Genomic DNA, 25694 nt, shown 5'->3' on the forward strand with positions numbered 1-25694 from the left:
ACGACTCCACACACCCGCTGTCGCGCGGCCAGACCGAGGCTCAGCCGATCGTCGCGATCCAGTCCGGCAGGTCGCCGAGCCGTGCGAGCTGGCGGAAGCGGGGATGGTCGGCCGGCACCGCAGCGGCCTCGTGGCTCCACGCCAGCGGCTGCGGAACATAGGCGCCCCAGGCACCGGCGGCGAGCGCGGGCAGCACGTCCGAGCGGAGCGAATCCCCCGCCATCACCGCGCGCTCGGGCGCGCAGCCATAGCGATGGAACACGCGCACGAACGTCTCGGCGCGCTTGTCGCTGACGATCTCCACCCCGGTGAACAGCCCGCCCAGCCCGGAGGCGGCGAGCTTCACCTCCTGGTGCAGCAGATCCCCCTTGGTCACCAGCACCAGCCGCGCCGCGGCGGCGAGCCGGTCGAGCGTCGCGGCGACGTCGTCGAGCAGCTCGACCGGATGGTCGAGCAAGGTGCGCCCGATCTCGAGCAGACGGCGCACGCTCGCCGCGGGCAGCGCGTCGCCCGCCAGCTCCAGCGCGGTCTCGATCATCGACAGCGTGAAGCTCTTCGCGCCATAGCCGTAATGTTTGAGGTTGCGCACCTCGATCGCCTCCATCCGCGCGCGCGCCGCGGGCGCCTCGGCATAAGGCGCGACCAGCTCGGCGAAGGCGCGCTCGGCGGCGTCGAAGAAGCGCATGTTGTGCCACAAGGTGTCGTCGGCATCGAGGCACACGAGATCGATCGGCATGCACGGCCCTCCCCGCGCGGCGTCTAGCCGCTGGCGCGCGCGGCCGGAAGGGTCGGGCGAGGGGTGGCGCCCCCCGCCCGCTCGTCTCAGTCGAAGCGCCCCGCGAGCGAGATGCCCACCACGCGCGGTTCGTTGAACACCGCGGCGTTGTAGTTCTCGATCACGCCCTTGAGGTTCTTCTCGTCGGTGATGTTGCGCGCGAAGGCGGCGATCTCATACTTGCCGTCGGCGGTGGTGTATCCGACCTTGAGCCCCAGCTCGAGGTTGCCGTCGGCGTAGAACTCGCGCGTCTTGTACAGCACCAGGTTGGTGTAACCCTGCACGTTGACGTCGCTCGAGACGAACAATTTGCCCTCGTTCGTCAGCGGGATGTCGTAGCGGACCGCGGCGTCGAGCTGCCAGCGCGGCGCGTTGGGCAAAGGGTTGCCGTCGATCTGCGCCAGCACCGCGGGCTGGCCGAAGATCGTGCGCGTGATCGTCGGGTCCTGCACCGTGCAGGTGACCACGCCGCCGAAGGCGCAGACCTGGGCATAGACCTGCTTGTCCTTGATCTCGGTGTGGATCGCGCTGCCACCCAGCGAGAAGGTGATGTTGCGGATCGGCCGCCACTCCAGCTCGGCCTCGACGCCATAGGCATCGGCATGGTCGGCGTTGAACAGCACGCCGTTGCCGTCGGCGTCGTTGCCGTTGAGCTGGATGTCCTTGACGCGATAGGTGAAGGCCGTGGCGTTGAGGCGCAGGTTGCTGGTCGGCCGCGACTTCACGCCCGCCTCGTAGGACATGATCGTCTCGGAATCGGCGGTGGTGAAGGGCGTGTTGAACACCGCCGAGCGACCCTGGATCGTCGGGCCGCGGAAGCCGCGCGCGACGCGGGCGTAGACGCTGGTGGCATCATCCAGCTCGTACAGCGCCGAGACGTCCCAGCTCGGCTCCTTGCCGGAGAGCTTCACGCTGCGCGGCGCGCTCGCCGGGAACGTCTCGGTGGTGCCGGCAGCGTTGCGGCCCGAGCGGACCAGCTCGGTGCGCTTGTCGTCCTCGGTGTAGCGGGCGCCCGCGGTCAGCGTCAGCCGGTCGGCGAGGCGGTAGCTCGCCTGACCGAACACCGCCCAGCTGGTGTTGACGTTGTGCAGCCGCACCCAGTTGTTCGGATTGTAGCCGGTCGTGCCCGGGCGCAGGAAGAAGCCGCGCTGGTAGAAGTCGGTGACGTCGCGGCTGTCGAAGTAGAAGCCGCCGAACTGCCACTTGAACGCGCCGTCGCCGTTGCTGGCGAGGCGCAGCTCCTGGGTCCACTGGTCGAGGTCGCGGACGCGGCCCTCGCTCTGGCCGAAGCCGACACCGCCGAAATTGACCGCGGCGCCGCCGTCGGTGTCGCCGCGGCTGTAGCCCGAGGTGGTCTCATAACCGGTGATCGAGGTCAGCGTCGCCGCGCCGAAGTCCCAGGCGGCGTTCACCGAGCCGCCATAGGTCTTGTACGCCTGCGGGTTGCCGTCGGCCTCGTCGAGCGCGACGCGGTCGCGCGGCTCGCGGTTGATGTTGTTCTGCCCGCGCAGCAGCGCGCCGCGGTGGAAGATCGTCGAGGTGCCCTCGTAGGAGCGGACATGGCCCGAGACGTTGACCGACAGGTCCTCGGTCGGCGTGAACAGCAGCTGGAGCCGCGCGTCGCGCTCGTCGAAGCCGCCGAGCTGGTCGCGCCCGCCGCGGGTGCCGTCAGCGCCGGTTCCCGAGAACGTGTTGTCGACCCAATTGTCGCGGTGCTGGTACAGGCCGGAGAGGCGGATCGCGATCTTGTCCTGCACGATCGGGCCGCCGACGCCGCCGTCGAAGGTGACGGTGTTGTAGCTGCCGTAGGAGGCGTTGAAGCGGCTGCTCCACGTCTGGCCCGGGCGGATCGTGTCGAACTTGATGATGCCCGCGGTGGTGTTGCGCCCGAACAGCGAGCCCTGCGGGCCGCGCAGCACCTCGACGTTGGCGACGTCATAGACCGGGTTGGACTTCAGCACGACATGCTCGAGCACGATGTCGTCCTGGATGATCGACACCGGCTGCGACGCGCCGAGGTAGAAGTCGATGTTGCCAAGGCCGCGGATGTAGAAGCGCGGGAAGATGCGGCCCGTGGTGGTCTCGGCATAGAGGCCGGGGACGCGGCCCGCGAGCGCGAGCGCGTCCTCGCCGCCGGCCTGGAAGGTGCGCAGCGAGTCACCGTCCACCACCGCGACCGACACGGGCACGCGCTGGATGTTCTCGCTGCGGCGCTCCGCGGTGACGACCACCTCGCCCAGCCCCTCGTCCTCAGCGCTCGCGGCGGCGGTGGTGTCCGGCGCGGGCGCGGCGGTCTGCGCCAGCGCCGACGGCGCGAGCGTGACGAGGCTCACCGCGGCGGTGGCGAGCAGGATCGATCTGGACGATGAACGCATGGCTTCCCTCTTGTCTGTTCGCGGCAAGAGGCATGGGGCGCGCGCCGGGCGCCGGTCGCGCCCCGTTGATCGGCCCACGGGCGTTCCGCCGCCCTCCCCGAGCGCCGGCCCCGATCCATGCGGCTCCCCCCGCGCCGCACGCGCTAGGACGAGATTGTGTCCGTTCCGTGAAATGTTGCGGACTATTTCCCGGCACATCACCGTCTCGTCATCGCCGTCTCTGGCGCTGGCGCGCGGGGCGCGCTAACCGCTGCGGCCGTGGCCACCCCCAGGTTCCTGCTGCCGCCCGAGGGCAAGATCGCGCCGCGGCTCACCGCGCTGCTGGTGCCGGGCTTTCTCGCGCTGCTCGCCGCGGGGGGCGGCGCCGCCTGGGTGACGCGGCAGAACCAGGCGCACACAAGCGCGGTGGTACACACCTATGAGGTCGAGAAAGCGATCGTCGAGGTGCGCCGCGTGATCGAGGAGGCCGAGGCGACGCGGCGCGGCGCGCTGCTCGCTCCCGCCACCACCGCCTATCGCGACGGCTATCACCGCGCCGCCGCCGAACTGCCGCGGCGGCTCGCCGCGCTCACTCGGCTGACCGCGGACAATCCGCGCCAGCGCGACCATCTCGACGGGCTGCGGCTCCAGCTCGGCGCGCTGGCGCAGCGCCGCGCCGAGACGATGGCGCTGGTGGAGCGCGGCGACCATCGCGGCGCGCTCGCCGCCTTCCGCGCCGACGCCGAGGCGAGCAGCATGCGCGCGGTGCGCTTCCTGATGGAGCGGATGGCGCGCGAGGAGCGCAGGCTGCTCGCGATCCGCGACCGCGAGCTGCGCGTCACCGAGCGCGCCTTCTACGCGGTGCTGGCGCTCGCCGCGGTGCTGCTCGCCGCGCTCGCGGTGATCGCGCTGCTGACGGTGCTGGCCTATACGCGCGACCTGGCGCGCTCGCGCGACGCCACCCTGGCCCTCGCCGACAGCCTCGAGGAGATGGTGGCCGAGCGCACCGAGGATCTCACCCGCGCCAACGAGGAGATCCAGCGTTTCGCCTATATCGTCAGCCACGACCTGCGCTCGCCCTTGGTCAACGTGATGGGCTTCACCGCCGAGCTGGAAGCGGCCACGGGCCAGCTCGGCGCGCTGGTCGACTCGGTCGAGGCCGAGGCGCCGCAACTGCTCAGCGAGGAAGCGCGATTGTCGGCGCGCGAGGACCTGCCCGAGGCGATCGGCTTCATCCGCGCCTCGACGCAGAAGATGGACCGCCTCATCAACGCGATCCTCCAGCTCTCGCGACAGGGCCGGCGCCAGCTCGCGCCCGAGCGGATCGACGTGGCGCAGCTCGTCGGGCAGATCCGCGACACACTCACCCACCGGCTCGCCGACGCCGACGCCACGCTGGAGGTAGCGGGCACGCTGCCCGAGGTGATCAGCGACCGCTTCTCGCTCGATCAGATCTTCTCCAACCTGATCGAGAATGCGGTGAAATACCTTCGCCCCGGCGTGCCCGGCCGCATCACGGTGAGCGGGCGGCGCGAGGCGCAGCGCGTGATCTACGCCATCGCCGACAATGGCCGCGGCATCGACCCGCGCGACCATGCGCGCGTGTTCGACCTGTTCCGCCGCTCGGGCGCGCAGGACAAGCCCGGCGAGGGCATCGGGCTCGCCACGGTGCGCGCGCTGGTGTTCCGGCTGGGCGGCACGATCGGCGTCGAGTCCAACCTGGGACAGGGCGCGACTTTCACGCTATCACTACCATTGACGCTGGAATCACAACCTTCGGAAGTTCGGGGCAGAAGCGAATGAACGCGCACCAGTCGGTCGGCATCGTGATGATCGAGGACGATGAGGGGCACGCGCGCCTCATCGAGAAGAACATCCGGCGCGCCGGCATCCTCAACGAGATCCGCCATTTCACCGATGGCACCAGCGCGCTCGACTATATCTTCAACGATCCGGTCGGCCCCGCGCTCAACGGCCCCGCCCTGGTGCTGCTCGACCTCAACCTGCCCGACATGAGCGGCACCGACATCCTGGCGCGGATCAAGAACAGCGACGGCCCGGTCAAGCGCACCCCCGTGGTGGTGCTGACCACCACCGACGATTCGCGCGAGATCCAGCGCTGCTACGATCTCGGCGCCAACGTCTATATCACCAAGCCGGTGAACTATGAGAGCTTCGCCCAGGCGATCCGTCAGCTGGGCCTGTTCCTCTCGGTGATCCAGGTGCCCGATCTCGACGGGGCGGCCTGAGCCACGCCCGTGACCATCGCCGCGGGTACCCGCATCCTCTACATCGACGACGACGCCGGGATCCGCCGGCTGGTCAGTCGCGCGCTCGAGCGGCGCGGCTATCGCGTCACCGTCGCCGACGGCGGCGAGGCGGGCGTGGCGGCGGCGGCGGCGGAGCCGTTCGATCTGGTCGCGGTGGACCATTACATGCCCGGCATCGACGGGCTGGAGACGCTCGCCCGGCTCCAGGCGCTGCCGTTGCCCCCCGCCGTGGTCTATGTCAGCGGATCGGAGGAGACGCGCGTCGCGGTCGCGGCGCTGCGCGCGGGCGCGGCCGATTACGTGGTGAAGACGCCGGGCGAGGATTTCTTCGACCTGCTCGACGCCACCTTCCGCCAGGTGCTGCAGCGCGCCGAGGTGGAGGCGCTCAAGACCCGCGCCGAGGCCGAGCTGCGCGCCAGCAACGCGCGGCTGGAGGCGCTGCTCGCCGAGGTGAACCACCGCGTCGCCAACTCGCTCCAGCTCGTCTCGGCGATGGTGCGGATGCAGTCGAGCGCGCTGGAGGATCCGGGCGCGCGCGCCGCGCTGGAGGACACGCAGCGCCGCATCAGCGCGATCGCGCAGGTGCATCGCCGGCTCTACACCGGCAACGAGGTCGAGCATGTCGAGATGCGCGACTATCTGGCGCAGCTGATCGAGGAGCTGGGCGCGACCTGGTCGACCAGCGAGGCGCCGCGGCGGCTGACGCTGATCGCCGAGGCGCTGCGGCTGCCGACCGATCGCGCGGTGTCGCTCGGCGTGATCGTCACCGAACTGGTCAGCAACGCGTGCAAATATGCCTATCCCGCAGGCGACGGCGAGGTGCGCGTGGCGCTGGCGCATGACGGCGACGGGCGCTTCCGGCTGGTGGTGGAGGACGATGGGATCGGCATCGGCGACGATGGGCCGAAGGGCACCGGCGTGGGGTCGCGGCTGATCCGCGCGATGGCGCAGAGCCTCGACGCCGCGCTCCATTATGACGCCGCGCACCGCGGCACGCGCGCGGTGATCGCGGCCGCGATCCGCTGACGCGTCGCCGCCCGCCGCATTTGTCAAATGACTGCAACATCCGGCTGTTCTAGGAGGCTTCCCGCGCCACGCGCCGAGGGGGCGCCGACAGGGAGATCACCAATGCCGCGTTTCACCCATATTGTCGCGGGCGTCGCCGCGATGCTCGCGCTGCCCGCCGCCGCGGTCGCCGCGCCCGCCGCCAATCCGGCGTCGTCGCTGTCGGTCGCCGGTTCGACCCGCGCGGCCAGCGACACCGCGCGCGCCAGCCGGATCGGCGCCGAGGTGCCGACCACCACGCTGATCAGCATCGGCATCCTCGCCGCGCTGACGGGCATCGTCCTGCTCGTCGCCGACGGTGACGACGACAATAGCGACAGCAACTGAGAACGAGGCCGGCGCGGCGCCCCCCCGGGAGCCGCACCGGCCGATACGGCGCGCCTCAGCGCGCCAGGTGAAGCACCAGCTGGGCAGCCACGGCCACCGTGGCCCAGCTCGCCGCCGTGAGCACGGCGAGCACCGAGTAACGTCGACGCGTCGACATCGAGTTGGTCATTGATCCCCTCCCATGTTGTAGGGACGAGAATACGCCTCGGCGCGCCCCGCTAAAAGCGAGTCGCACTGACGCATTTTAAGTATTTTCCCGTTTTGGTTCAGGGATTAAGCCCGAGAGCCCCGAGAAAGCTCGCGCGTCACCCCGAGGCGTGGGCGGCGGCGAGGAAATCCAGCAGCAGCCGGTTGGTCGCGTCGGGGGCCTCGCGATGCGGCCAATGCCCCACCCCGTCCAGTCGCGTCGCGCCGATCAGACCGGGCGCGTCGGCGCGCATCTGTGTCTCGTCGTAGCGGCGGACGCGGGTGATGCCATCCTCCGCGCCCCACAGGAAATAGGCGGGCTGCGCGATCTGGCGCCCGACCAGCCCGCGCGTGGCATCGACGAAGAGCTGGAGCGAGCGATAGGCGTTGAGCGGACGCTCGAAGCCGGTGCGCGCGAACTCGGCGACGCCATAAGCGATGTCGTCGGGATCGGCCCAGGGTGGCACCGCCACCGGCGCGGGCCGCGCCATGTCGCGCCGCGTGTCGAACGGGTTCCAGCGCTCCTCGGGCGGGGGCGAGCCCGACGAATGGTAGAGGAAGCCGGGATAGCTCGTCGCGGCATCGGCCCAGCGCGCCGCCGCGCCCGGCTCGCGCTGGCGGAACATGTAGAAGCTGTCCGCCTTGCCCGCCGCGGCCATGGCCTCGAACGGGCTCGGTCCGCCGGGGGGCAGGAACGGGACGCTGATCGCGAACACCGCGGGAAAGCGGTCGGGGCGCAGCAGCGCGCCATACCAGGCCACCGCCGCGCCGAAATCATGCCCGACGATCGTCGCGCGCGGCAGCGCGAGCGCGTCGAGCACCGCGACCACGTCGCCGATGCCGTGGAGCGCGGTATAGCCGTGCGGATCGTCCGGCCCGGTGCTGCGGCCATAGCCGCGCATGTCGAGCGCGATCGCGCGATAGCCCGAGGCGGCGAGCGCCTCCATCTGGCGGCGCCAGCCGATCCACACGTCCGGGAAGCCGTGGCAGAAGATGACGGGGGTGCCGCTGCCCAGCTCCGCGACGTGGAGCGACACGGGACCGGCATCGATCTGATGATGTCTCATCCTCACCTCGGCTCTCAGCGCAGCAGCGGCGCGACGGGTTGGAGCACCGCCTCGACCAGCGCGGCCTGGCGCAGCGCGTCGATCGGTGCGTAATCGGGATCGGCGATCAGCGCGGCGAAGGCGTCGCGCGACGGATAGCGTACCAGCGCCACCGCGTCCCACGCCTGCCCCGGCTCGGCCGCCAGCGCGGCGAGGCCGTCGCCCGCGAAGGCGATCGCGCCGCCGTGGCGCGCGACGATCGGCGCCGCGCGCGTGAGATAGTCGGTGTAGCGCGCGCGGCCAGCGCCGGGCGCGAACCGCAGGAGGTTGAGCATGACGATCGGTGCATCGTCGTCCTGCGCGAGAAAGGCCTCGAGGCGGCCGGGGATCAGCGTCTTCATGGTTCGCTCCTGCTCGGCCCGGCCGCGCGCGGCGGGGCAAGGTGGACGCGGCGAAAATGCGGTGTCGCCGCGACCTTGCCCAGCCAGCGCGCGGACAGGTCTATGTTGCCGATCGGGCACCATCGACCCGCCCGCGACGTCGCTCCCGCCGGCGCGCGGCCGCGGCGGGAGCGAGGCCGGCAGGCGCCGCCCGCCTCAGCCGGCGGGATGGAGCAGGTCGGCGAAGCCGATCCGCGCGAGGAACTGCTCGCGCAGCCGGTCCATCACCGCGAAGGTGACGACCGCGCCGTCGCTCGCGGGGTCGATGGTGGTGCGCAGCGGGCGGCTGCCCTTGGGCTGCGCCACCAGCGCCACCACCGCGCGCCCGACCGCATCGGGGTCCGCGTCGGCGGGGACGGTGGCGGCGAGCGCGTCCTTGATCCGGTCATAGAAGCCCGCGGGATAGGCCGCCTCATAGGCCGCCGCGATGGCCGCGTCGCCGGGAGTGCCCGCGTGTGCGAAATGGTTGGTGCCGGTGGTGAACGCGCCCGGGACGACGATCGCGGTCTCGATCCCGAGCGGCGCCAGTTCCTTGGCATAACAGACCGCGAGCGCGTCCATCCCCGACTTGGCGGCGAAATAGGGGCCGAGCAGCGGCGGCACGCCGCCCGCGACGCTGCTGCTCGACACCCAGACGAGCAGGCCGTCGCGCGCCGCGCGCATGTGCGGCAGCACCGCGCGATTGACGCGATGCGTGCCCAGCACGTTGACGTCATATTGCGCGGCGAGCTGGTCGACCGTGAAGGCCTCGGTCGGGCCATAGACCATGTGCCCGGCATTGTGGACGAGCACGTCGATGCGGCCATGGTCGCGGACGATCGCGTCGACCGCCGCGGCGATCGAGGCCTCGTCCTGGACGTCCAGCTCGATCGTGCGCAGGTCGATCGCTTCCGCGCGCGCCTGGTCGGCGATCTCGGCGACCGTCGCCGCATTCTTCCCCTCGGTCCCCCGCATCGAGGCGTAGGCACTATGCCCCGCGCGCGCGAGATCGGTCGCGATCATCCGGCCGAAGCCGCTCGACGCGCCCGTCACCAGCACCACCTGTCCCATGTCTCGTCTCCCTCGCGTGTCCGTGGTCTCAGCGCGTGCCCGTCTCGGTCCTGGGTGCGTTCAGCGTGGCGAGCGCCGCGTCGAAGCGGCCCTCGCGCTCGGCGTTGCGCAGGAAACCGACGCGCTCGACCAGGATCTCGCGCGGGGTCGGGTCACGCGCGAACAGCGCCATCACCTCGTCGATGAAGTCCCCGAGCGGCAGATAGCCCTCGCGCGTCTCCTGCCCCGGGGTCAGCCCGGTCTGCACCGCGGGGGGCACCAGCTCGATCACCTCGACGCGGCCGGCGAGCTGCTCGCGCAGCGCCACGGTATAAGCGTGGATCGCCGCCTTGGTCGCGTCATAGGTCGGCGCCCCCACCAGCGGGACGAAGCCGAGCCCGGAGCTGACGTTGACGATCGCCGCGTCGTCGCGCGCGATCAGATGATCGATCAGCGCGTCGATCAGCCGGATCGGGCCGAGCAGGTTGGTGGTCACCGTCGCCTCGGCATCGGCCAGGTCGCGCGCGGCGTCGAGCCGCTCCATCCGCATGATGCCGGCATTGTTGACCACGACGTTCACCGCCGGGAAGTCGGCGACGAGGCGGCGCGCGAAATCGGCGATCGTCGCGGTGCTGGTCACGTCCAGCTCGATCGCGTGCATGTCGGCGCGCCCCGCGATCGTCTGCTCCAGCGCCTCGCGGCGGCGCCCCGCGACGATGACGACGTTGCCCGCGTCGTGGAAGCGCTGCGCCAGCGCGGCGCCGATCCCCGAGCCGCCGCCGGTGATGAGCATGACATTGCCGCTGTTCTTCATCTCAACTCCTTTCCGATCGTCGCCCGCGCGGGCGACGGGTTCAGCGATCCACCATCGCCAGCGCCGCGCTGCCGTAGCGATCGCCCGACACGGCATGGTCGCGCAGCGCGGCGTCGAGCCGCGCGACGTCCTCGGCGCTCAGCACGAGCTGGTCCGCGCCCAGATTCTCCTCGAGGTAGCGCCGCCGCTTGGTGCCCGGGATCGGGACCACGTCGTCGCGGATCTGGAGCAGCCAGGCGAGCGCGACCTGTCCCGCGGTCGCGCCGTGCGGCGCCGCGATCGCGCGCACCAGCTCGGCGATGCGCAGGTTGGCGTCGAAATTCTCGCCCTGCAGCCGCGGGTCGCCCTTGGCGCGGAAGTCGTCGGCGGGATAATCCTCGGCACGGCGCGCGGTGCCGGTCAGGAAGCCGCGGCCGAGCGGACTGAACGGCACCAGCCCGATCCCCAGCTCGGCGAGCAGCGGCAGGATCTCGTCGTCGAGGTTGCGCTCCCAGATCGAATATTCGCTCTGCAACGCCGCCACCGGCTGGACCGCGTGCGCGCGGCGGATCGTCCCCGCGCCCGCCTCGGACAGGCCGAAATGGAGCACCTTGCCCTCCGCGATCAGGTCGCGGACGGTGCCGGCGACGTCCTCGATCGGCACCGCGGGATCGACGCGATGCTGGTAGAGCAGGTCGATCCGGTCGGTCTGGAGCCGGCGCAGCGACGCCTCCACCACCTCGCGGATATGCGCGGGCCGGCTGTCCGCGCCCGCGAACAGCCCCTCGCCGATGACGAAGCCGAACTTGGTCGCGATCTGCACCGAGTCGCGCCGGTCCTTGAGCGCGCGCCCGAGCAGTTCCTCGTTGGTGTACGGGCCATAGACCTCGGCGGTGTCGAAGAAGGTGCAGCCGAGCTCGATCGCGCGATGGATCGTCGCGATCGACTCGACGTCGTCGGGCTCGCCATAGGCATGGCTCATCCCCATGCAGCCGAGCCCGAGCGAGGAAACCTCCAGGCCGGTGCGGCCGAGCGTGCGGCGTGTCAGCATCGTCTCATATCCTCTCGTGGATGATCGTTGCGGTGTGGCGCGCGGCGGCGCTCACGCCGCGGGATAGACCTTCTCGGTCGCGCCTTCCCCTACGACGGTGGCCCATTCGCGGATGCGCCAGCTGCGGACGACCCCGTTGTTGACGTAGGCGTCCTCGCGCACGAAGCGCTTCACCACCGCGGGGCTGTCGGCGCGGAACAGGATGATCCCGGTGTCGAGCGGGTCGGTCAACGCCCCCGCGAGGATCAGCTCGCCGCGCTCGGCCGCGGCCCAGGCCTTGGTCAGGTGCGCGTCGCGGAACTCGGGGCGCCGCGCCTCATAGCTGTCGCTGAACTCGAGGAAGAGGACGTAATGCTTCATGCGGGCGATCCCTGCCAGGCGGAACGTGACGTCGAGACCGGCCGGGGGCGCGTGACGCGCGCTCCTTCTTTGTCTCAGCGGCACCAAGATCGCTCATGGCCGGCGCTGCGTTCCGCGCCGATTTGTCGCGTCAGGGCGGACGCACGGTGACGCGCCGCGCGGGCGCGGGAGCGGGTCACCCCACCAGTCATCCCTCGCCTCGCTCGTCGTCCCGGCCTCGCGCCGGGACCCATTGGTGCGGACCCAAAAAGCGGCTTGCTCTTCTTCACCGTCATCCCGGCCTCGCGCCGGGATCTATGGTGCCGCGAGAGCAACGCCGGCGGCTCTCGCGGCGGTATGGATCCCGGGTCAAGGCTCTCCTGAGCTTGTCGAAGGGCCCGGGATGACGGGTGGAGCAAGCCGCGTTCGCGACAATGAAGCTTTTGGGTCCGGCCCCATGCTGCCGCGAGAGCAACGCTTCCGGCTCTCGCAGCGCGATGGATCCCGGGGCAAGGCTCTCCTGAGCTTGTCGAAGGGCCCGGGATGACGATGTGGCGAAGGCCCCCGCTCCAGCGCGAGGTGGTGACAGCACGCGACCCGCGCGGCCGCGGTGCCGCGCGCGGCGCTCAGCCCGCGCGGCGCTCCAGCGCGTGCGCGGCCTCGGTCATCAGCGTCGCGATGATGTCGGCGATCGGCTCTTCCTTGGTGACCATCCCGACCGACTGGCCCGCCATCACGCTGCCATGCTCGATATCGCCGTCGATCACCGCGCGGCGCAGCGCGCCCGCCCAATAATGTTCGATCTGGAGCTGCGCCTCCGCCATCGCGACGCGCCCCTCGTCGAGCGACTGCGCCACCTCGCGCTGCTTGGCGGTGAACAATTCCCCACCCGCGTTCTTGAGCGCGCGCACCGGGATCACCGGCAGCCGCGGGTCGAGCTGGACGCTCGCCACCGCGTCGCGCGCGCTGGCGCGGACGAACGCCTGCTTGAAGCGGGGATGCGCGATCGACTCGGTGGCGCAGACGAAGCGGGTGCCGAGCTGGACCCCCGCCGCGCCCATGTCGAGATAGCCCGCGATCGCCTCGCCGCGCCCGATCCCGCCCGCGACGAACACGGGCACCTGCGCCGCGATCTCGGGCAGCATCTCCTGCGCCAGCACGCTGGTGGAGACCGGGCCGATATGCCCGCCCGCCTCCATCCCCTCGATCACCAGCGCGTCGACGCCCGAGCGGATCAGCTTCTTCGCCAGCGCCAGCGTCGGCGCGAAGCAGATCGCGCGCGCGCCGCTCGCCTTGATCGCCTCGAGCGATCCCTTGGGCGGCAACCCGCCGGCGAGCACGACATGCCCGACGCCGTGGCGCGCGCACACCGCGATCAGCGCGTCCAGCGCGGGGTGCATGGTGATGAGATTGACGCCGAAGGGCTTGCTCGTCAGCGCCTTGGTCCCGGCGATCTCGGCGTCGAGCAGCTCGGGCGTCATCGCGCCGCACGCGATCACGCCGAAGCCGCCGGCGTTGGACATCGCCGCGACGAGGTGGCGCTCGCTCACCCAGGACATCGCGCCCGCCATGATCGCCACCTCGCTGCCGAGGAAGGCGGCGCCGCGCGCCATCCGCCTTGCGAGGCGCGCCGCCCCGCTGGAGGACGCGTCGGCGGGCGAGGGGGCGAGGTCGGACGGGGCGAGCGTGTCGGTCATGCCCTCACCTATCCAAGCCCCGCGCTCACGGCAATCGCGCAGGCGTGCCGCTCACACCTCCCCCATCCCCGGCGGTTCGGTGTCGTCGCGCCCGCACGTCACCAGCGCGTCGCGCAGCCAGGTCGCGGCGGGGCCGGGCGGGGCGTCGCGCCGCCAGATCGCGTGGAAGCGGTACAGACCGCCGGGATCGTCGGGCATCCGCAGCCGCTCCAGCGTGCCCGCGACGAGATCGGGGGCGATCAGCGGCAGCGGCATGTTGCCCCAGCCGATCCCCTCGCGCAGCAACTGGTGCTTGGCGCCGAGATCGGCGAGCCGCCACGTCCGCGGCGACTGGACCGCGAAGTCGCGCCCCTCGGTCAGCGGCGAGCGGTCGGTGAGGACGAGCTGGACATGATCGCGCGTCGCCCCCGGCGGGATCGGCGTCAGCCGCGCCAGCGGATGGTCGGGCGCGGCGACCGGCACCAGCGCGACATGCCCCGCCGCGATCGAGTCGAGCGCGTCGATCCCGCGCGCCTGCGGTCCCGACAGGCCGATCACCGCGCGCCGGTCGAGCACCAGCGCCGCGACCGCGCCGAGCGCCTCGACGTGGAGCCGCAGCGTCACGGTGGGGAAACGGTCGGCGAACGCGCGCAGCACCTCGCCGAGCCGGCGCGCGGGCAGCATCACGTCGACCGCGACGTTCACCTCGGCCTCCAGCCCGTCGAGCAGCCCCTTCACCTTGGCCTTGAGCCCGTCGACCCCGCCCGCCACCGCGCGCGCCTCGGCCAGCACCGCCGCGCCCGCCTCGGTCAGCACCGGGCGGCGCGTGCCCTGCCGCTCGAACAGCCGGACGCCGAGCTGCGCCTCCAGATTGGCGATGCCGTAGCTGACCACCGACACCGCGCGGTGCAACCGCCGCCCCGCCGCCGCGAAGCTGCCCGCGTCCACCACCGCGAGGAAGAGGCGCAACTGGTCGAACGAAGGGGTACCCGGTTCCGACATTTCTATTTTCTCGAACGATCCGCGCGACTTTATATGACTAACCGGGTTAGCCGTCGCTGCCTACATCGCTGTCCACACCCCGCGGCCCCGACCGGCGGGGACAGGAGACCCGATATGATCGACCTTCGCCCGTTCGCCACGCTCGGCGGTGCCCATCACGGCTGGCTCGACGCCAAGCATCATTTCTCCTTCGCCAATTATTACGACCCCGCGCGCACCCAATGGGGCAATCTGCGCGTGTGGAACGACGACACGATCGCGCCGCACTCGGGCTTCCCGCCGCATCCGCATCGCGACATGGAGATCATCACCTATGTCCGCGAGGGCGCGATCACGCACCAGGACAATCTGGGCAACAGCGGCCGCACCGAGGCCGGCGACGTCCAGGTGATGAGCGCGGGCACCGGCATCGCCCACGCCGAATATAATCGCGAGGACGTGGTCACCCGGATCTTCCAGATCTGGATCCAGCCGACGCGCACCGGCGAGAAGCCGAGCTGGGGCGCGCGCCCCTTCCCCAAAGGCGACCGCGCGGGGCAGTTCGTGACGCTCGCCTCGGGCTATGCCGAGGACGCCGAGGCGTTGCCGATCCGCACCGACGCGCGCGTGGTCGCCGCGACGCTGAAGGCGGGCGAGAGCGCGGACTATCCGCTGGGCCGCGCCCGCCGCGCCTATCTGGTGCCCGCCACGGGCGCGGTGGAGATCGACGGCGTGCGCGTCAACGCGCGCGACGGCGCCGCGATCAGCGACGAGGAGGTGATCCGCGTCACCGCGCTCGAGGACAGCGAGCTGGTGCTGGTCGACGCCGCCTGAGCCGCGCGCCGCGACCGGTGGAGGGGCGTTCCCGCGCGCGGGGCGCCCCTCCGTCGGCTGTGCTCACAACAGCGAGCCCTGCCCGCCGCCGGGCTCGCGCGCGGCGCGGCGGAAGGCGGCGTCGGGGTCGGGATAGGGCAGATCGGGGCGCCGTCCCGCGATCAGCTCCGCCACGGTGATGATCTGGAGCCGCGGATAGGTCCGGCCCGTCGCCGCGCTCGCCAGCCGCCCCACCGCCGCCGCCTCGCGCACCATCGGCGCGCTGGGCGCGGCGCGCGTGACGAACACCGCCGCGGCGGCGCGCTCGCGCTCCATCGTCGCGTACAGCTCGCGGATCATCGCCACGCCGACCTGCTCGCCGCTCTTCACCGACACGATCGCGCGCTCGACGGTGCGCCCGTCGGGACGGAAATAGAGCAACCCGTCGATGCCGCCGTCCGCGCCTTTGCGGCGCCCGCCGTGCGGCATCGCGCCGATCAGGAACACCACCCACCATTGGAACTGGTAGCGGTCGCGCCGCGCCAGATCCTCCGCCGAGGCGAGGTCGCGCGGCGTCCCCTCCACCGTGAAGCGCGCCGCGGGGAAAGCGGCGTGGAGGCGCTTCTCGATCAGCGCGATGGCGAGATGGGTCACGTCGATCCCGATCCAGCGCCGCGCCAGCTTCTCGGCGGCATGGACCGCGGTGCCGCAGCCGCAGAACGGGTCCAGCACCAGATCCCCCGGATGCGACGAGGCGGCGATGATCCGCTCCAGCAGCGCCACCGGCTTCTGCGTCGGATAGCCCAGTTTCTCGGCGGAGAAGGACTTGATGTTGGGCGAGTAGAGCGCGGGATCGTCCCAGACGTCGTCGATCGGCTTGCCCAGGGGATTGCCGCCGCCGCCGCGCCGCGCATAGTCCGCGGCGTGCGCGACATATTGTTTGTTGAAGGTCCACTCGCCCGCGGGATCGCGCACATAGTAGAAGATCGTGTCGTGGTTGCGCACCCAGTTGGTGGTGCGCGTCTTGAAGCCGCTGACCCAGCCCGAGCGCCACACGATCTCGCGCCGGAACGCGCGCGGCGCGAACACGCCGTCGAGCAGCAGCTTCAGATAATGGCCCGCGGTGGGATCGCAGTGGAGATACAGGCTGCCGCTGGGCTTGAGCACGCGGCGCAGCTCGATCAGCCGGATCGTCATCATCGCCAGATAGGCGAGCATGTCATTCTCACCGAGGAAGCGCCGCAGCGCGTCGAGCAGCGCGAAGGCGACGGGATGCCCGCTGCGCGCAACCTGGTCGAAGGCGTCCGCGGCGGCGTCGTTCCAGTGCCAGCTGTCGTGAAAGGCCTCGACCTGCGCCGCGGCGCCGCTCCCATCCGGCGCGCGGAACAGGAGATTGTAGCTCGCGCTCGAGTTGAACGGCGGGTCGAGATAGACGAGGTCGACGCTGCCGTCCGCGATCTCGCGCCGGAGCACATCCAGATTGTCGCCATAGTAGAGGTGGTTCGCCGGTCGGTTCGTGCCCATGCGCGCGAGCGGACGCGGTTGTCACGCCTGCGTCACGATCTGGTTGGTCCGGAACGGAGCGGCGCGCGCGATCGCGCCGGGACCAGGCTCCACAATGAACCATTTTGGCGATCTGCTGTTGCCGCATCAGGGTGCCGGTCGTTCGGTGCTGGCGGGAAAGCGCGCGCTCGCCTAGCCTTGCGGCGATATCGGGGGAATGGGTGGCCAGTTCGGGGATCGCGGTCAGCGCCGAGGCGCTGGTGAAACGCTTCGGCGACCGGCGCGTCGTCGACGGCATGGACCTGTCGGTGCCCGCGGGCGCGATCTACGGCGTGCTCGGCCCCAATGGCGCGGGCAAGACCACGACGCTGCGCATGCTGCTGGGGATCATCGAGCCCGACGCGGGGAGCCGCCGGCTGCTCGGCAGCGACTCGCCGCGCGAGGTCGGCGACCGCGTCGGCTATCTGCCCGAGGAGCGCGGCCTGTATCCCTCGATGACGCCGCGCGAGGCGATCGCCTTCATGGGGGCGCTGCGCGGGCTCGACTGGCGCACCGGGCGCGCGCGCGCCGCCGAGCTGCTCGAGGCGGCCGGGCTGGGGCACGCGATCGACGGCAAGATCCGCAAGCTGTCCAAGGGGATGGCCCAGCTCGTCCAGTTGCTGGGCGCGGTGGTCCACCGCCCCGACCTGCTGGTGCTCGACGAACCCTTCTCGGGGCTCGACCCGGTCAACCAGGAGCGGCTCGAGGCGCTGATCCGCGCCGAGCGCGCGCGCGGCGCCACCGTGCTGTTCTCGACGCACGTGATGCAGCACGCGCAGCGCCTGTGCGACCGGCTGGCGATCATCGCGCGCGGCCAGCGCCGGTTCGAGGGGACCGTGGACGAGGCGCGCGCGCTGCTGCCGCAGCAGGTCCATTACGTGCCGCAGCGTGCCGACGCCGCGCTCGCCGCGCTGCTGCCGCCCGACGCGCGCGCCGCGGGCGCGGCGTGGCGGTTCGAGCTGCCGCGCGGCGGGATCGAAGCGGTGCTGACGCGGCTGATCGCGGCGGGGCACGGCATCGCCGAGCTGTCGATCGAGCGCCCCGGGCTGCACGAGGCGTTCGTCCGCGTCGTCGGGGAAGAGGCGGCGCGCGCATGAACCAGCTGCGCCGCCACCTGCGCCAGACGCTGACGATCGCGCGCCGCGACTTCGTCGCCACGGTCTTCACCCCGATCTTCCTGCTGTTCCTTTTCGCCCCGCTCATCATGGCGTCGTTCGGCGCGGTCGGCGGGATGGGCGCGGCGAGCGCGTCGGACAGTTCGGCGGCGCGCACCCGGCTGGTGGTGCTGCTGCCCGCCGCCGAGGCCCGCCGCGTGCTCGAGGCCGACGCGCGCTGGCGCCCGCTGCTGGCGGGCGACTCGCGCCAGCCGCGGCTGGAGGCGCGCGCGCCGACCGCCGACCCGGCGCGCGCCGCCGCTGCCGCGATCGCGGCGCGCGCGCACGCGGGCGAGGCGATGGACGTCGCCGCGGTGCTGTACGGCACGCTCGACCGCCCGATGGTGCTTTATGCCGCAGGCGAGCGCGGCGGCGCGCGCTATCTGGCGGGGCTGGCGCGCGACGCTGCGCTGGCGCTGCGCGCGCGCGACCCCGCGCCCGCGGCGGCGCGGCTGGTCGCGGTGCGCACCGACGCGCCGTCGCAGGGCGTGCGCAAGGCGACCGGCTTCTTCGCGGTGTTCGGCATCTTCTTCCTCACCTTGTTCCTCTCGGGCCAGGTCGCGGGGACGATGGCGGAGGAGCGCAACAACAAGGTGATCGAGGTGCTCGCCGCGGCGGTGCCGCTGGAGAGCGTGTTCCTGGGCAAGCTGGTCGGCATGTTCGGCGTGGCGGTGCTGTTCGTCACCTTCTGGGGCGTGGTCATCAGCCAGCTCGGCGCGCTGCTGCCCGGCGACATGGGTGCGGCGCTGCGCTCGCTCGCGCCCGCGGTGGGGGGCGGCTGGTTCGCCATCCTATTCGGCTGCTATTTCACCATGGCCTATCTGCTGCTCGGCTCGGTGTTCCTGGGCGTGGGCGCGCAGGCGGCGACGATGCGCGAGATCCAGATGCTGTCGCTGCCGATCACGATCGTCCAGGTGGCGATGTTCGCCCTGTCCTCCGCCGCGGTGTCGCAGCCGGACAGCTGGGTGGCGGTGCTGGCGGCGCTGTTCCCGCTGTCCTCGCCCTTCGCCATGGCGGGGCGCGCGGCGAGCGACGCGACGCTGTGGCCGCACGCGCTGGCGCTGGCGTGGCAGGCGCTGTGGGTGGCGGTGTTCATCACCGTCGGCGCGCGGCTGTTCCGCCGCGGCGTGCTCCAGTCGGGCAGCCCGCGGCCCGCGTGGAAGCGGCTGCTGCGGCGCGGCTGAGTCGCGGGCGCGGCGCGGCGCGGGCGAGCGGGGCCGGGTAGCTGTCGCGGCCGTCGCGCAGGCGCCGGCCACGTCCGGGGTTGAGGAGGCGCTATCGCGCTCCGACGGCGCGCGTGCCGGGGCGGGTTTGAGCGGCGCGATGCGGCATCGGCGCTGTCGCTTTTATGCAACGCCTCGCCGCCGTGTTGCGCTGCCAGACGAAAGCGCTTTCCGCTGTCATGTAAGAGACATAATCGGAGGTCATCGGCGCGCGCAACGACGACGAAATCCGTCGCGCACCAGGCTTCGCGCCAAAGGGGACAACCGATGCGAAACAACCTTCTCGTAGGCGCGGCGCTGGTCGCGCTCGTCGCGCCCGCCACCGCCATGGCGCAGGAAACCACCTCGACGATCCGCGGCACCGTCACCGCACAGGGCGCGCCGGTGGCGGGGGCGACGGTGACGATCACGCACGTTCCCTCCAACACCCGCACCACCACCGCGACCAGCGCGGACGGCAGCTTCCAGCAGAATGGTCTGCGCGTCGGCGGCCCCTTCACGGTCGAGGTTACCAGCCCCCAGGGCAACACCACCGTCACCGACATCAGCACCATCGCGCAGCAGACGTTCGAGCTGCCGATCGATCTCGCCGGCGACGTCACCGGCGGCGACATCGTCGTGACGGCATCGTCGATCCAGGGCGCGGGCACGATCAGCAGCGGCCTGCGCACGGTCCTCACGCAGGAGGACATCCGCAAGGTCGCCTCGGTCAACCGCGACATCCGCGACATCGAGCGGCGCGACCCGCTGGCGACGCTGGACCTCACCAACTCGCGCGCGGTGAGCTTCGGCGGCGTCAACCCGCGCTTCAACCGCTTCACCATCAACGGCGTGCAGGTCGGCGACAATTTCGGCCTCAACTCGGACGCCAACCCGACCGGCCGCGGCCCGGTCCCGTTCGACGCGATCAGCCAGGTCTCCGTCGCGGTGGCGCCGACCGACATCCGCCAGGGCAATTTCCAGGGCGGCGCGATCGATACCGTGCTGGCCTCCGGCTCGAACGAGTTCCACGGCACCGGCTTCTACTCGGAGAGCCGCGACGAGTGGCAGGGCAAGCGCATCAAGGACCAGCGCGTCGCGCTGCCCGACTATAATTCGAAGACCTACGGCGCGATGCTGTCCGGCCCGCTGATCGCGGACAAGCTGTTCTTCATGGTCGCGGCCGAGCGCAACACCGATCCGCGCCCGCTCTCGACCACCTCGATCTCGCAGATCCCGAACGCGACGCAGGCGCAGATCGACCAGATCTCGGCCATCGCGCGCGACACTTACGGCTACGAGCCCGGCGGCTTCCTGACGGTGAACAGCCAGAAGGACGAGAAGATCGTCGGCCGCATCGACTGGAACGTCACCGACGGCCATCGCCTGTCGCTGTCGTACATCAACGCCTATGAATCGAGCACCGTCGCGCAGGGGACGAGCACCAACGCCAACACCCCGGCGGTGGGCCTCGAGTCCAATTATTACCAGCGCAGCGTGCTGCTGCGCGCCGGCATCGCGCAGCTGAACTCGGAGTGGACGGACAATCTCTCCACTGAGGCGCGCTTCCTCTACAAGAGCAACCGCGTCGGCCAGGACCCGCTGTTCGGCGCCAATTCGCCGCAATATACCGTCTGCACCGCACCGACCAGCGTCGTGTCGGGCACCAACACGACCACCAGCTGCGGCACCGGCGCCCCCACCGTCATCTTCGGCCCGGACATCAGCCGCCAGGCCAACCAGCTCTTCTTCGACACCTGGGGCGGCTCGCTCCAGGCGACCTACACCGCCGGCGCGCACACGGTGAAGATGCTGGCGGAGGTGAACGCCAACCGGACCTTCAACTACTTCCTCCAGCGCGCCACCGGCGCCTATTATTTCGACTCGATCGCCGACTTCCAGAACCGCTCGGCGTCGCAGTTCGATTATGCCAATGCCGTCTCGCTCAACACGATCGACGTCGCGGCGGACTTTAAGTACCAGCAATATACGTTCGGCCTGCAGGACGAGTGGGACATCACCGATCGCCTGACGCTGACCTATGGCGCGCGCTACGACCTGTACGCCATGCGCACCCCGGTCCCGCGCAGCGACGCCTTCTTCGGCCGCTACGGCTTCTACAACACCAAGACCTATAAGGGCCTGGACAATTTCCAGCCGCGGATCACCGCGTTGTGGAAGCCCATCACCGACCTCAACATCCGCGCCACGGCCGCGGTGTACGGCGGCGGATCGCCCGACATCTACCTGTCGAACAGCTATTCCAACACCGGCGTGCTGTCGAACCGGGTGACCATCACCCGCGCCACCGCCGCGGCCGGCGCGGTGGCGGGCGCGCAGAACACCGCCACCTGCACCGCGCCCTACACGGGCGCGAACGCGGGGGTCTGCACCGACGCGCTCAACGGCGTGAGCGCCAACGCCGTGCCCGGCAGCGTCAACTCGTTCCTGGCGAGCAACACGGCGAGCCTGGCCAACGCGCCCACCGCCGCGCTCGCGCCGGACTTCAAGCTGCCGTCGGTGACCAAGCTGACCGCCTCGGCCGACTACACGCTGTACGGCTTCCGCTTCGGGGCGACCTATCTCTACACCAAGACCAACCAGGCGGTGACCTTCACCGATCTGCGATCGCGCGTGATCGGTACCCTGCCTGACGGGCGCCCGCGCTACGCCAGCGTCACCGGCGCAGCGGCAACGGACACCAACCAGGACATCCTGCTCGGCAACACCAGCAAGGGCCGGAGCCACATCTTCGTCCTGAACTTCGACAAGCGGACCGACTGGGGCCTGTCCTTCGGGGGCAGCTACACCTGGCAGGACGTCAAGGACGTGAGCCCCGCCTCCTCGTCGACCGCGACGTCGAACTACTTCAACGTCGCGATGTATGATCCGAACAATGCCACGCTCGGCATCTCGGCGGATCAGACCAAGTGGGCGTTCAAGTACAATCTCGGTTTCGACCACGCCTTCTTCGGCGACTATAAGACCACCTTCCAGCTGTTCGGAGAGACCCGCGCGGGCCGCCCGTTCAGCTACACGATGCAGAGCGCGGGCAGCGGCCGCTCGGCCGTGTTCGGCACCGTGGGCGGGCAGAACCTCGGCACCAACTCGGATCAGCGCTACCTGCTGTACGTGCCGACGAGCACCACCGACCCGCTCGTGTCCTACGACAGCCAGGACACCGCGACGGCGCTCGATGGCCTGATCAACGGGTCGAAGCTGAAGGACTATCGCGGCAAGGTGGCGGCGCGCAACATCGCGCGCAACCGTGCCTTCACCCGCATCGACCTCCACCTCGAGCAGGAACTGCCGACCTTCATCGGCGGCTCGCGCGTGTCGATCTTCGGCGACATCGAGAACCTGCCCAACCTGCTCAACAGTGACTGGGGCGGGCTGACCCAGCTCGGCTTCCCGCAATATGCCGCGGTGGTGCAGGTCCAGTGCCTGTCGGCGGCGGGCGCGGTCGCGACCGCGAGCACCCAGCCGTGCGCGCAGTACCGCTACTCGAGCTACCGCGCGCCCAACCCGACGCTCAGCGTCAACAACTCGCTGTACTTGATCCGCGTCGGCGCGCGCTTCCGCTTCTAAGCACGCCGCCCGAACGACCTGCTCAGGCCGCCGCCCCAGCCCGGGGCGGCGGCCTTCCTTTTGCGCCAAGCGGTTCGCGGGTGTAGAGGGGGCGGCGATGGCGACCTCCGCGACCCATGCGCCCCCCGCGCCTACCGCTCCCGCCCCGCCCCCGACCAACGCCGTCGCGCCGGCGCGCCAGTTATTCGTGCGCCCCTTCTTCGAGGACAAGGCCGCCGCCTTCTGGAAGCTCCAGGCCGCGGGCTGGACCGGCTATATGCTGCTGCGCTCGGTCTCGTCGCTGTCGGTCAGCTTCACGCTGAAATCGATCGTGCCGGTGATCATCGAGTCGATTGTCGGCTATTGCATCACTTTGCTGCTCTCGACGCTGTACGGCTTCTACCGCCGGCTGCCGCGCGTGACGGGCATCATGCTCTCGATCTTCACGCTCTCGGCCGCGACCTTCCTCTACGCCACGCTCGACGCTTTCTCGTTCAGCCTGATCAAGCTCGCCGCCCCCGGCATCGACCTGTCGGTGCTGCTCGCCACTTTGTTCCTCAACTTCACCGTGCTGGCGGGCTGGTCGGCGCTGTATTTCGGGATCAACTTCTACCTGATCGTCGAGGACCAGATCGATCAGATGGAGCATCTCGAGAATCAGGCCTCGAGCGCGCAGCTGGCGATGCTGCGCTATCAGCTCAACCCGCATTTCCTGTTCAACACGCTCAACTCGATCTCGACGCTGGTGCTGCTCAAGCAGACCGAGCGCGCCAACGCGATGCTGTCGCGGCTCAGCTCGTTCCTGCGCTACACGCTCGCTAACGAGCCCACCGCGCACGTCACCGTCGCGCAGGAGATCGAGACGCTCAAGCTGTACCTCGAGATCGAGAAGATGCGGTTCGAGGAGCGGCTGCGCCCGAAATTCGAGGTCGACGCCGCGGTGGAGAAGGCGCGCTTGCCGTCGCTGCTGCTCCAGCCCCTGGTCGAGAATGCGATCAAATATGCGGTCACGCCGCAGGAGGATGGCGCCGAGATCTGCGTCACCGCGCGGCTCGTCGGCGACAGGGTGCTGCTCGGCGTATCCGACACCGGTCCGGGCTTGATGCCGACCAAATCGCGGCCAAGCCTTTCCACCGGCGTCGGCATCGCCAATATCAGGGAGCGGCTGGCACAGGCTTACGGGCCTGACCACCGCTTCGATGTGCGGGCCATGCCGACGGGCGGGTTCGGGGTCGAGATCGAGATCCCGTACCAGCGCGAAGTACCGAATAGAGAGGTGTGATGAGCATTCGTACCATTCTCGTCGACGACGAGCCGCTCGCGATCCAGGGGCTCGAGCTCCGCCTCGCGGCGCACGACGACGTCGAGATCATCGCCAAGTGCCAGAACGGGCGCGAGGCGATCAGCGCGATCAAGACGCACAAGCCCGACCTCGTCTTCCTCGACATCCAGATGCCGGGCTTCGACGGTTTCTCGGTGGTGCAGGGGCTGATGGACGTCGAGCCACCGCTCTTCGTGTTCGTCACGGCCTATTCCGATCACGCGATCCGCGCCTTCGAGGCGCAGGCGACCGATTATCTGATGAAGCCGGTGGAGGAGGCGCGGCTGGCCGACACGCTCGACCGCGTGCGCCAGCGGCTGTCCGAGCGGCAGAGCGTCGGCGAGGCGGAGAAGCTCAAGGAGGTGCTCGCCGAGCATGCGCCGCAAGCAGCCGCCGAGATCGGCGACGGCGGTGACTCGGTCAACGCCAGCCGCTTCGAGAAGATGATCAACATCAAGGATCGCGGCCAGATCTTCCGCGTCGACGTCGACACGATCGAGCGGATCGACGCCGCGGGCGATTACATGTGCATCTACACCGGCGACAACACGCTGATCCTGCGCGAGACGATGAAGGACCTCGAGAAGCGCCTCGACCCGCGGCGGTTCCAGCGCATCCACCGCTCGACCATCGTCAACCTCGACCTCGTCAAGCAGGTCAAGCCGCACACCAACGGCGAGTGTTTCCTGGTGCTCGACTCGGGCGCGAGCGTGAAGGTGAGCCGCAGCTACCGCGACGTGGTGGCGCGCTTCGTCCATTGAGCGACGCGCCCGTCCGCGTCGACGCGCTCTACCGCTTCGCGCGGCTCGACGACCCGCACGCGCTGCGTGGCCCGTTGCTGGAGCTCGCGCGCGCGGGCGGCGTGCGCGGCACGCTGCTGCTCGCGGGCGAGGGGGTGAACGGCACGGTGGCGGGTACGCCCGAAGCGCTCGACCGGCTCCTCGCGCCGATCCGCGCGCTGCCGGGCGGGGCGCTGTCGCTCAAGCATAGCTGGGCCGACGCCTCGCCGTTCCACCGGCTCAAGGTCAAGGTGAAGCGCGAGATCGTCACGATGGGCGAGCCGGTCGACCCGCTCACCGAGGCCGGGAGCTATGTGGCGCCGGCCGAGTGGAACGCGCTGATCGACGATCCCGCCACGCTCGTGATCGACACGCGCAACGCCTATGAGGTGCGCGTCGGCAGCTTCGCCGGCGCCGTCGACCCGGGCACCGCGAGCTTCGCCGATTTCCCCGCCTGGTTCCGCGCCCATCGCGACACCTTGCTGGCGGGCAAGACGCGCGTGGCGATGTTCTGCACCGGCGGTATCCGCTGCGAGAAGTCGACCGCGCTGCTCCGGCGCGAGGGGGTCGAGCAGGTCCACCATCTCGACGGCGGCATCCTGCGTTATCTCGAGGAGGTGCCCGCCGCGGAGAGCCGCTGGTCGGGCGAATGTTTCGTGTTCGACCAGCGCGTCGCGGTCGGCCATGGCTTGGTGGCGGGGACGCACCTGCTGTGTCACGCCTGCCGCATGCCGGTGAGCGCGGCGGATCGCGCCTCGCCGCTGTACGTCGAGGGGGTGAGCTGCCCCGCCTGCCACGACTCGCGCGACGACGCGCAGCGCGCCGGCTACGCCGAGCGCCACCGCCAGCAGCGGCTCGCCGAGGCGCGCGGCGAGGCGCATGTCGGGCGACGGTTCGAGGGGTGAGCGGTGTTCCTGCGCACGCAGGAATGCAGGGTGACGGGGCGCATCGCCCGCGGCACCGTGCTCCTACCTGCGCAGGAGC

At 70.6% G+C, this 25694-nt stretch carries 22 protein-coding genes; 11 read left to right on the forward strand and 11 right to left on the reverse strand.

Features of this window, described 5'->3' with window-relative positions; genetic code table 11:
• Positions 1-40 precede the first annotated feature (40 nt).
• Both EV292_RS13185 and EV292_RS13190 read right to left on the reverse strand, forming a co-directional pair.
• Positions 41-736, reverse strand: coding sequence for an HAD family hydrolase (locus EV292_RS13185; protein ID WP_132909674.1), 696 nt, complete (start codon positions 734-736; stop codon positions 41-43).
• Between the two features lie 86 nt (positions 737-822).
• The gene (locus EV292_RS13190) at positions 823-3150 is read right to left on the reverse strand and encodes a TonB-dependent receptor (protein WP_132909675.1); all 2328 of its coding nucleotides are present in this window, start codon (positions 3148-3150) and stop codon (positions 823-825) included.
• A 258-nt stretch (positions 3151-3408) separates the two neighbouring features.
• On the opposite strand from EV292_RS13190, the gene EV292_RS13195 reads away from it, so the two are divergent.
• From EV292_RS13195 to EV292_RS13210, 4 genes are all read left to right on the forward strand, one after another.
• Positions 3409-4932: a sensor histidine kinase gene (locus EV292_RS13195; RefSeq protein ID WP_132909676.1), complete on the forward strand. Its 1524-nt coding sequence runs from the start codon at positions 3409-3411 to the stop codon at positions 4930-4932.
• On the forward strand, positions 4929-5378 hold the full coding sequence (locus EV292_RS13200) for a response regulator (protein ID WP_132909677.1): 450 nt from the start codon (positions 4929-4931) through the stop codon (positions 5376-5378). The genes EV292_RS13195 and EV292_RS13200 overlap by 4 nt, the downstream gene beginning before the upstream one ends.
• 9 nt (positions 5379-5387) lie before the next feature.
• Positions 5388-6425, forward strand: coding sequence for a histidine kinase dimerization/phosphoacceptor domain -containing protein (locus EV292_RS13205; protein ID WP_132909678.1), 1038 nt, complete (start codon positions 5388-5390; stop codon positions 6423-6425).
• A gap of 102 nt (positions 6426-6527) precedes the next feature.
• Positions 6528-6791, forward strand: coding sequence for a hypothetical protein (locus EV292_RS13210; RefSeq protein ID WP_132909679.1), 264 nt, complete (start codon positions 6528-6530; stop codon positions 6789-6791).
• A 305-nt stretch (positions 6792-7096) separates the two neighbouring features.
• Here the strand turns inward: EV292_RS13210 and EV292_RS13215 are convergent, their stop codons facing one another.
• From EV292_RS13215 to EV292_RS13250, 8 genes are all read right to left on the reverse strand, one after another.
• Positions 7097-8044: an alpha/beta hydrolase gene (locus EV292_RS13215; protein WP_132909680.1), complete on the reverse strand. Its 948-nt coding sequence runs from the start codon at positions 8042-8044 to the stop codon at positions 7097-7099.
• A gap of 14 nt (positions 8045-8058) precedes the next feature.
• On the reverse strand, positions 8059-8424 hold the full coding sequence (locus tag EV292_RS13220) for a DUF1330 domain-containing protein (RefSeq protein WP_132909681.1): 366 nt from the start codon (positions 8422-8424) through the stop codon (positions 8059-8061).
• A 195-nt stretch (positions 8425-8619) separates the two neighbouring features.
• Entirely contained in the window at positions 8620-9513 is an 894-nt protein-coding gene (locus EV292_RS13225; protein ID WP_132909682.1) for an SDR family oxidoreductase, read from the reverse strand.
• Between the two features lie 28 nt (positions 9514-9541).
• Positions 9542-10306, reverse strand: coding sequence for an SDR family oxidoreductase (locus EV292_RS13230; RefSeq protein ID WP_132909683.1), 765 nt, complete (start codon positions 10304-10306; stop codon positions 9542-9544).
• 40 nt (positions 10307-10346) lie between these two features.
• Positions 10347-11336 (reverse strand): aldo/keto reductase, encoded by a 990-nt coding sequence (locus EV292_RS13235; protein ID WP_132909684.1) that lies wholly within the window; start codon positions 11334-11336, stop codon positions 10347-10349.
• A gap of 51 nt (positions 11337-11387) precedes the next feature.
• Positions 11388-11696 carry a YciI-like protein gene (locus EV292_RS13240; protein WP_132909685.1) on the reverse strand — a complete coding sequence of 103 codons (309 nt, stop codon included), beginning with the start codon at positions 11694-11696 and terminating at the stop codon, positions 11388-11390.
• 605 nt (positions 11697-12301) lie between these two features.
• Positions 12302-13288: a nitronate monooxygenase gene (locus EV292_RS13245; protein ID WP_132909798.1), complete on the reverse strand. Its 987-nt coding sequence runs from the start codon at positions 13286-13288 to the stop codon at positions 12302-12304.
• 135 nt (positions 13289-13423) lie between these two features.
• Positions 13424-14353: a LysR family transcriptional regulator gene (locus tag EV292_RS13250; protein ID WP_132909686.1), complete on the reverse strand. Its 930-nt coding sequence runs from the start codon at positions 14351-14353 to the stop codon at positions 13424-13426.
• A gap of 114 nt (positions 14354-14467) precedes the next feature.
• Between EV292_RS13250 and EV292_RS13255 the strand changes: the two genes are divergently transcribed.
• Positions 14468-15166, forward strand: coding sequence for a pirin family protein (locus EV292_RS13255; RefSeq protein ID WP_132909687.1), 699 nt, complete (start codon positions 14468-14470; stop codon positions 15164-15166).
• Positions 15167-15229: 63 nt separating this feature from the next.
• On the opposite strand, the gene EV292_RS13260 is transcribed toward EV292_RS13255, so the two are convergent.
• On the reverse strand, positions 15230-16669 hold the full coding sequence (locus tag EV292_RS13260; RefSeq protein WP_132909688.1) for a DNA methyltransferase: 1440 nt from the start codon (positions 16667-16669) through the stop codon (positions 15230-15232).
• A 200-nt stretch (positions 16670-16869) separates the two neighbouring features.
• On the opposite strand from EV292_RS13260, the gene EV292_RS13265 reads away from it, so the two are divergent.
• From EV292_RS13265 to EV292_RS13290, 6 genes are all read left to right on the forward strand, one after another.
• A complete protein-coding gene (locus EV292_RS13265; RefSeq protein ID WP_243693765.1) occupies positions 16870-17784 on the forward strand; it encodes an ATP-binding cassette domain-containing protein in 915 nt (304 codons plus the stop codon).
• The gene (locus tag EV292_RS13270) at positions 17781-19025 is read left to right on the forward strand and encodes an ABC transporter permease (RefSeq protein WP_132909689.1); all 1245 of its coding nucleotides are present in this window, start codon (positions 17781-17783) and stop codon (positions 19023-19025) included. The genes EV292_RS13265 and EV292_RS13270 overlap by 4 nt, the downstream gene beginning before the upstream one ends.
• A gap of 306 nt (positions 19026-19331) precedes the next feature.
• Positions 19332-22631, forward strand: coding sequence for a TonB-dependent receptor (locus tag EV292_RS13275; RefSeq protein WP_132909690.1), 3300 nt, complete (start codon positions 19332-19334; stop codon positions 22629-22631).
• A 97-nt stretch (positions 22632-22728) separates the two neighbouring features.
• Positions 22729-23892, forward strand: coding sequence for a histidine kinase (locus EV292_RS13280; protein WP_132909691.1), 1164 nt, complete (start codon positions 22729-22731; stop codon positions 23890-23892).
• Positions 23892-24692: a LytTR family DNA-binding domain-containing protein gene (locus EV292_RS13285; RefSeq protein ID WP_132909692.1), complete on the forward strand. Its 801-nt coding sequence runs from the start codon at positions 23892-23894 to the stop codon at positions 24690-24692. Before EV292_RS13280 ends, EV292_RS13285 begins: the two co-directional genes overlap by 1 nt.
• On the forward strand, positions 24689-25615 hold the full coding sequence (locus EV292_RS13290; RefSeq protein WP_132909693.1) for a rhodanese-related sulfurtransferase: 927 nt from the start codon (positions 24689-24691) through the stop codon (positions 25613-25615). Before EV292_RS13285 ends, EV292_RS13290 begins: the two co-directional genes overlap by 4 nt.
• Positions 25616-25694: the final 79 nt, after the last annotated feature.

Source organism: Sphingomonas sp. BK235 (genome assembly GCF_004345855.1).
In the GTDB taxonomy this organism is placed as follows: Bacteria; Pseudomonadota; Alphaproteobacteria; order Sphingomonadales; family Sphingomonadaceae; genus Sphingomonas.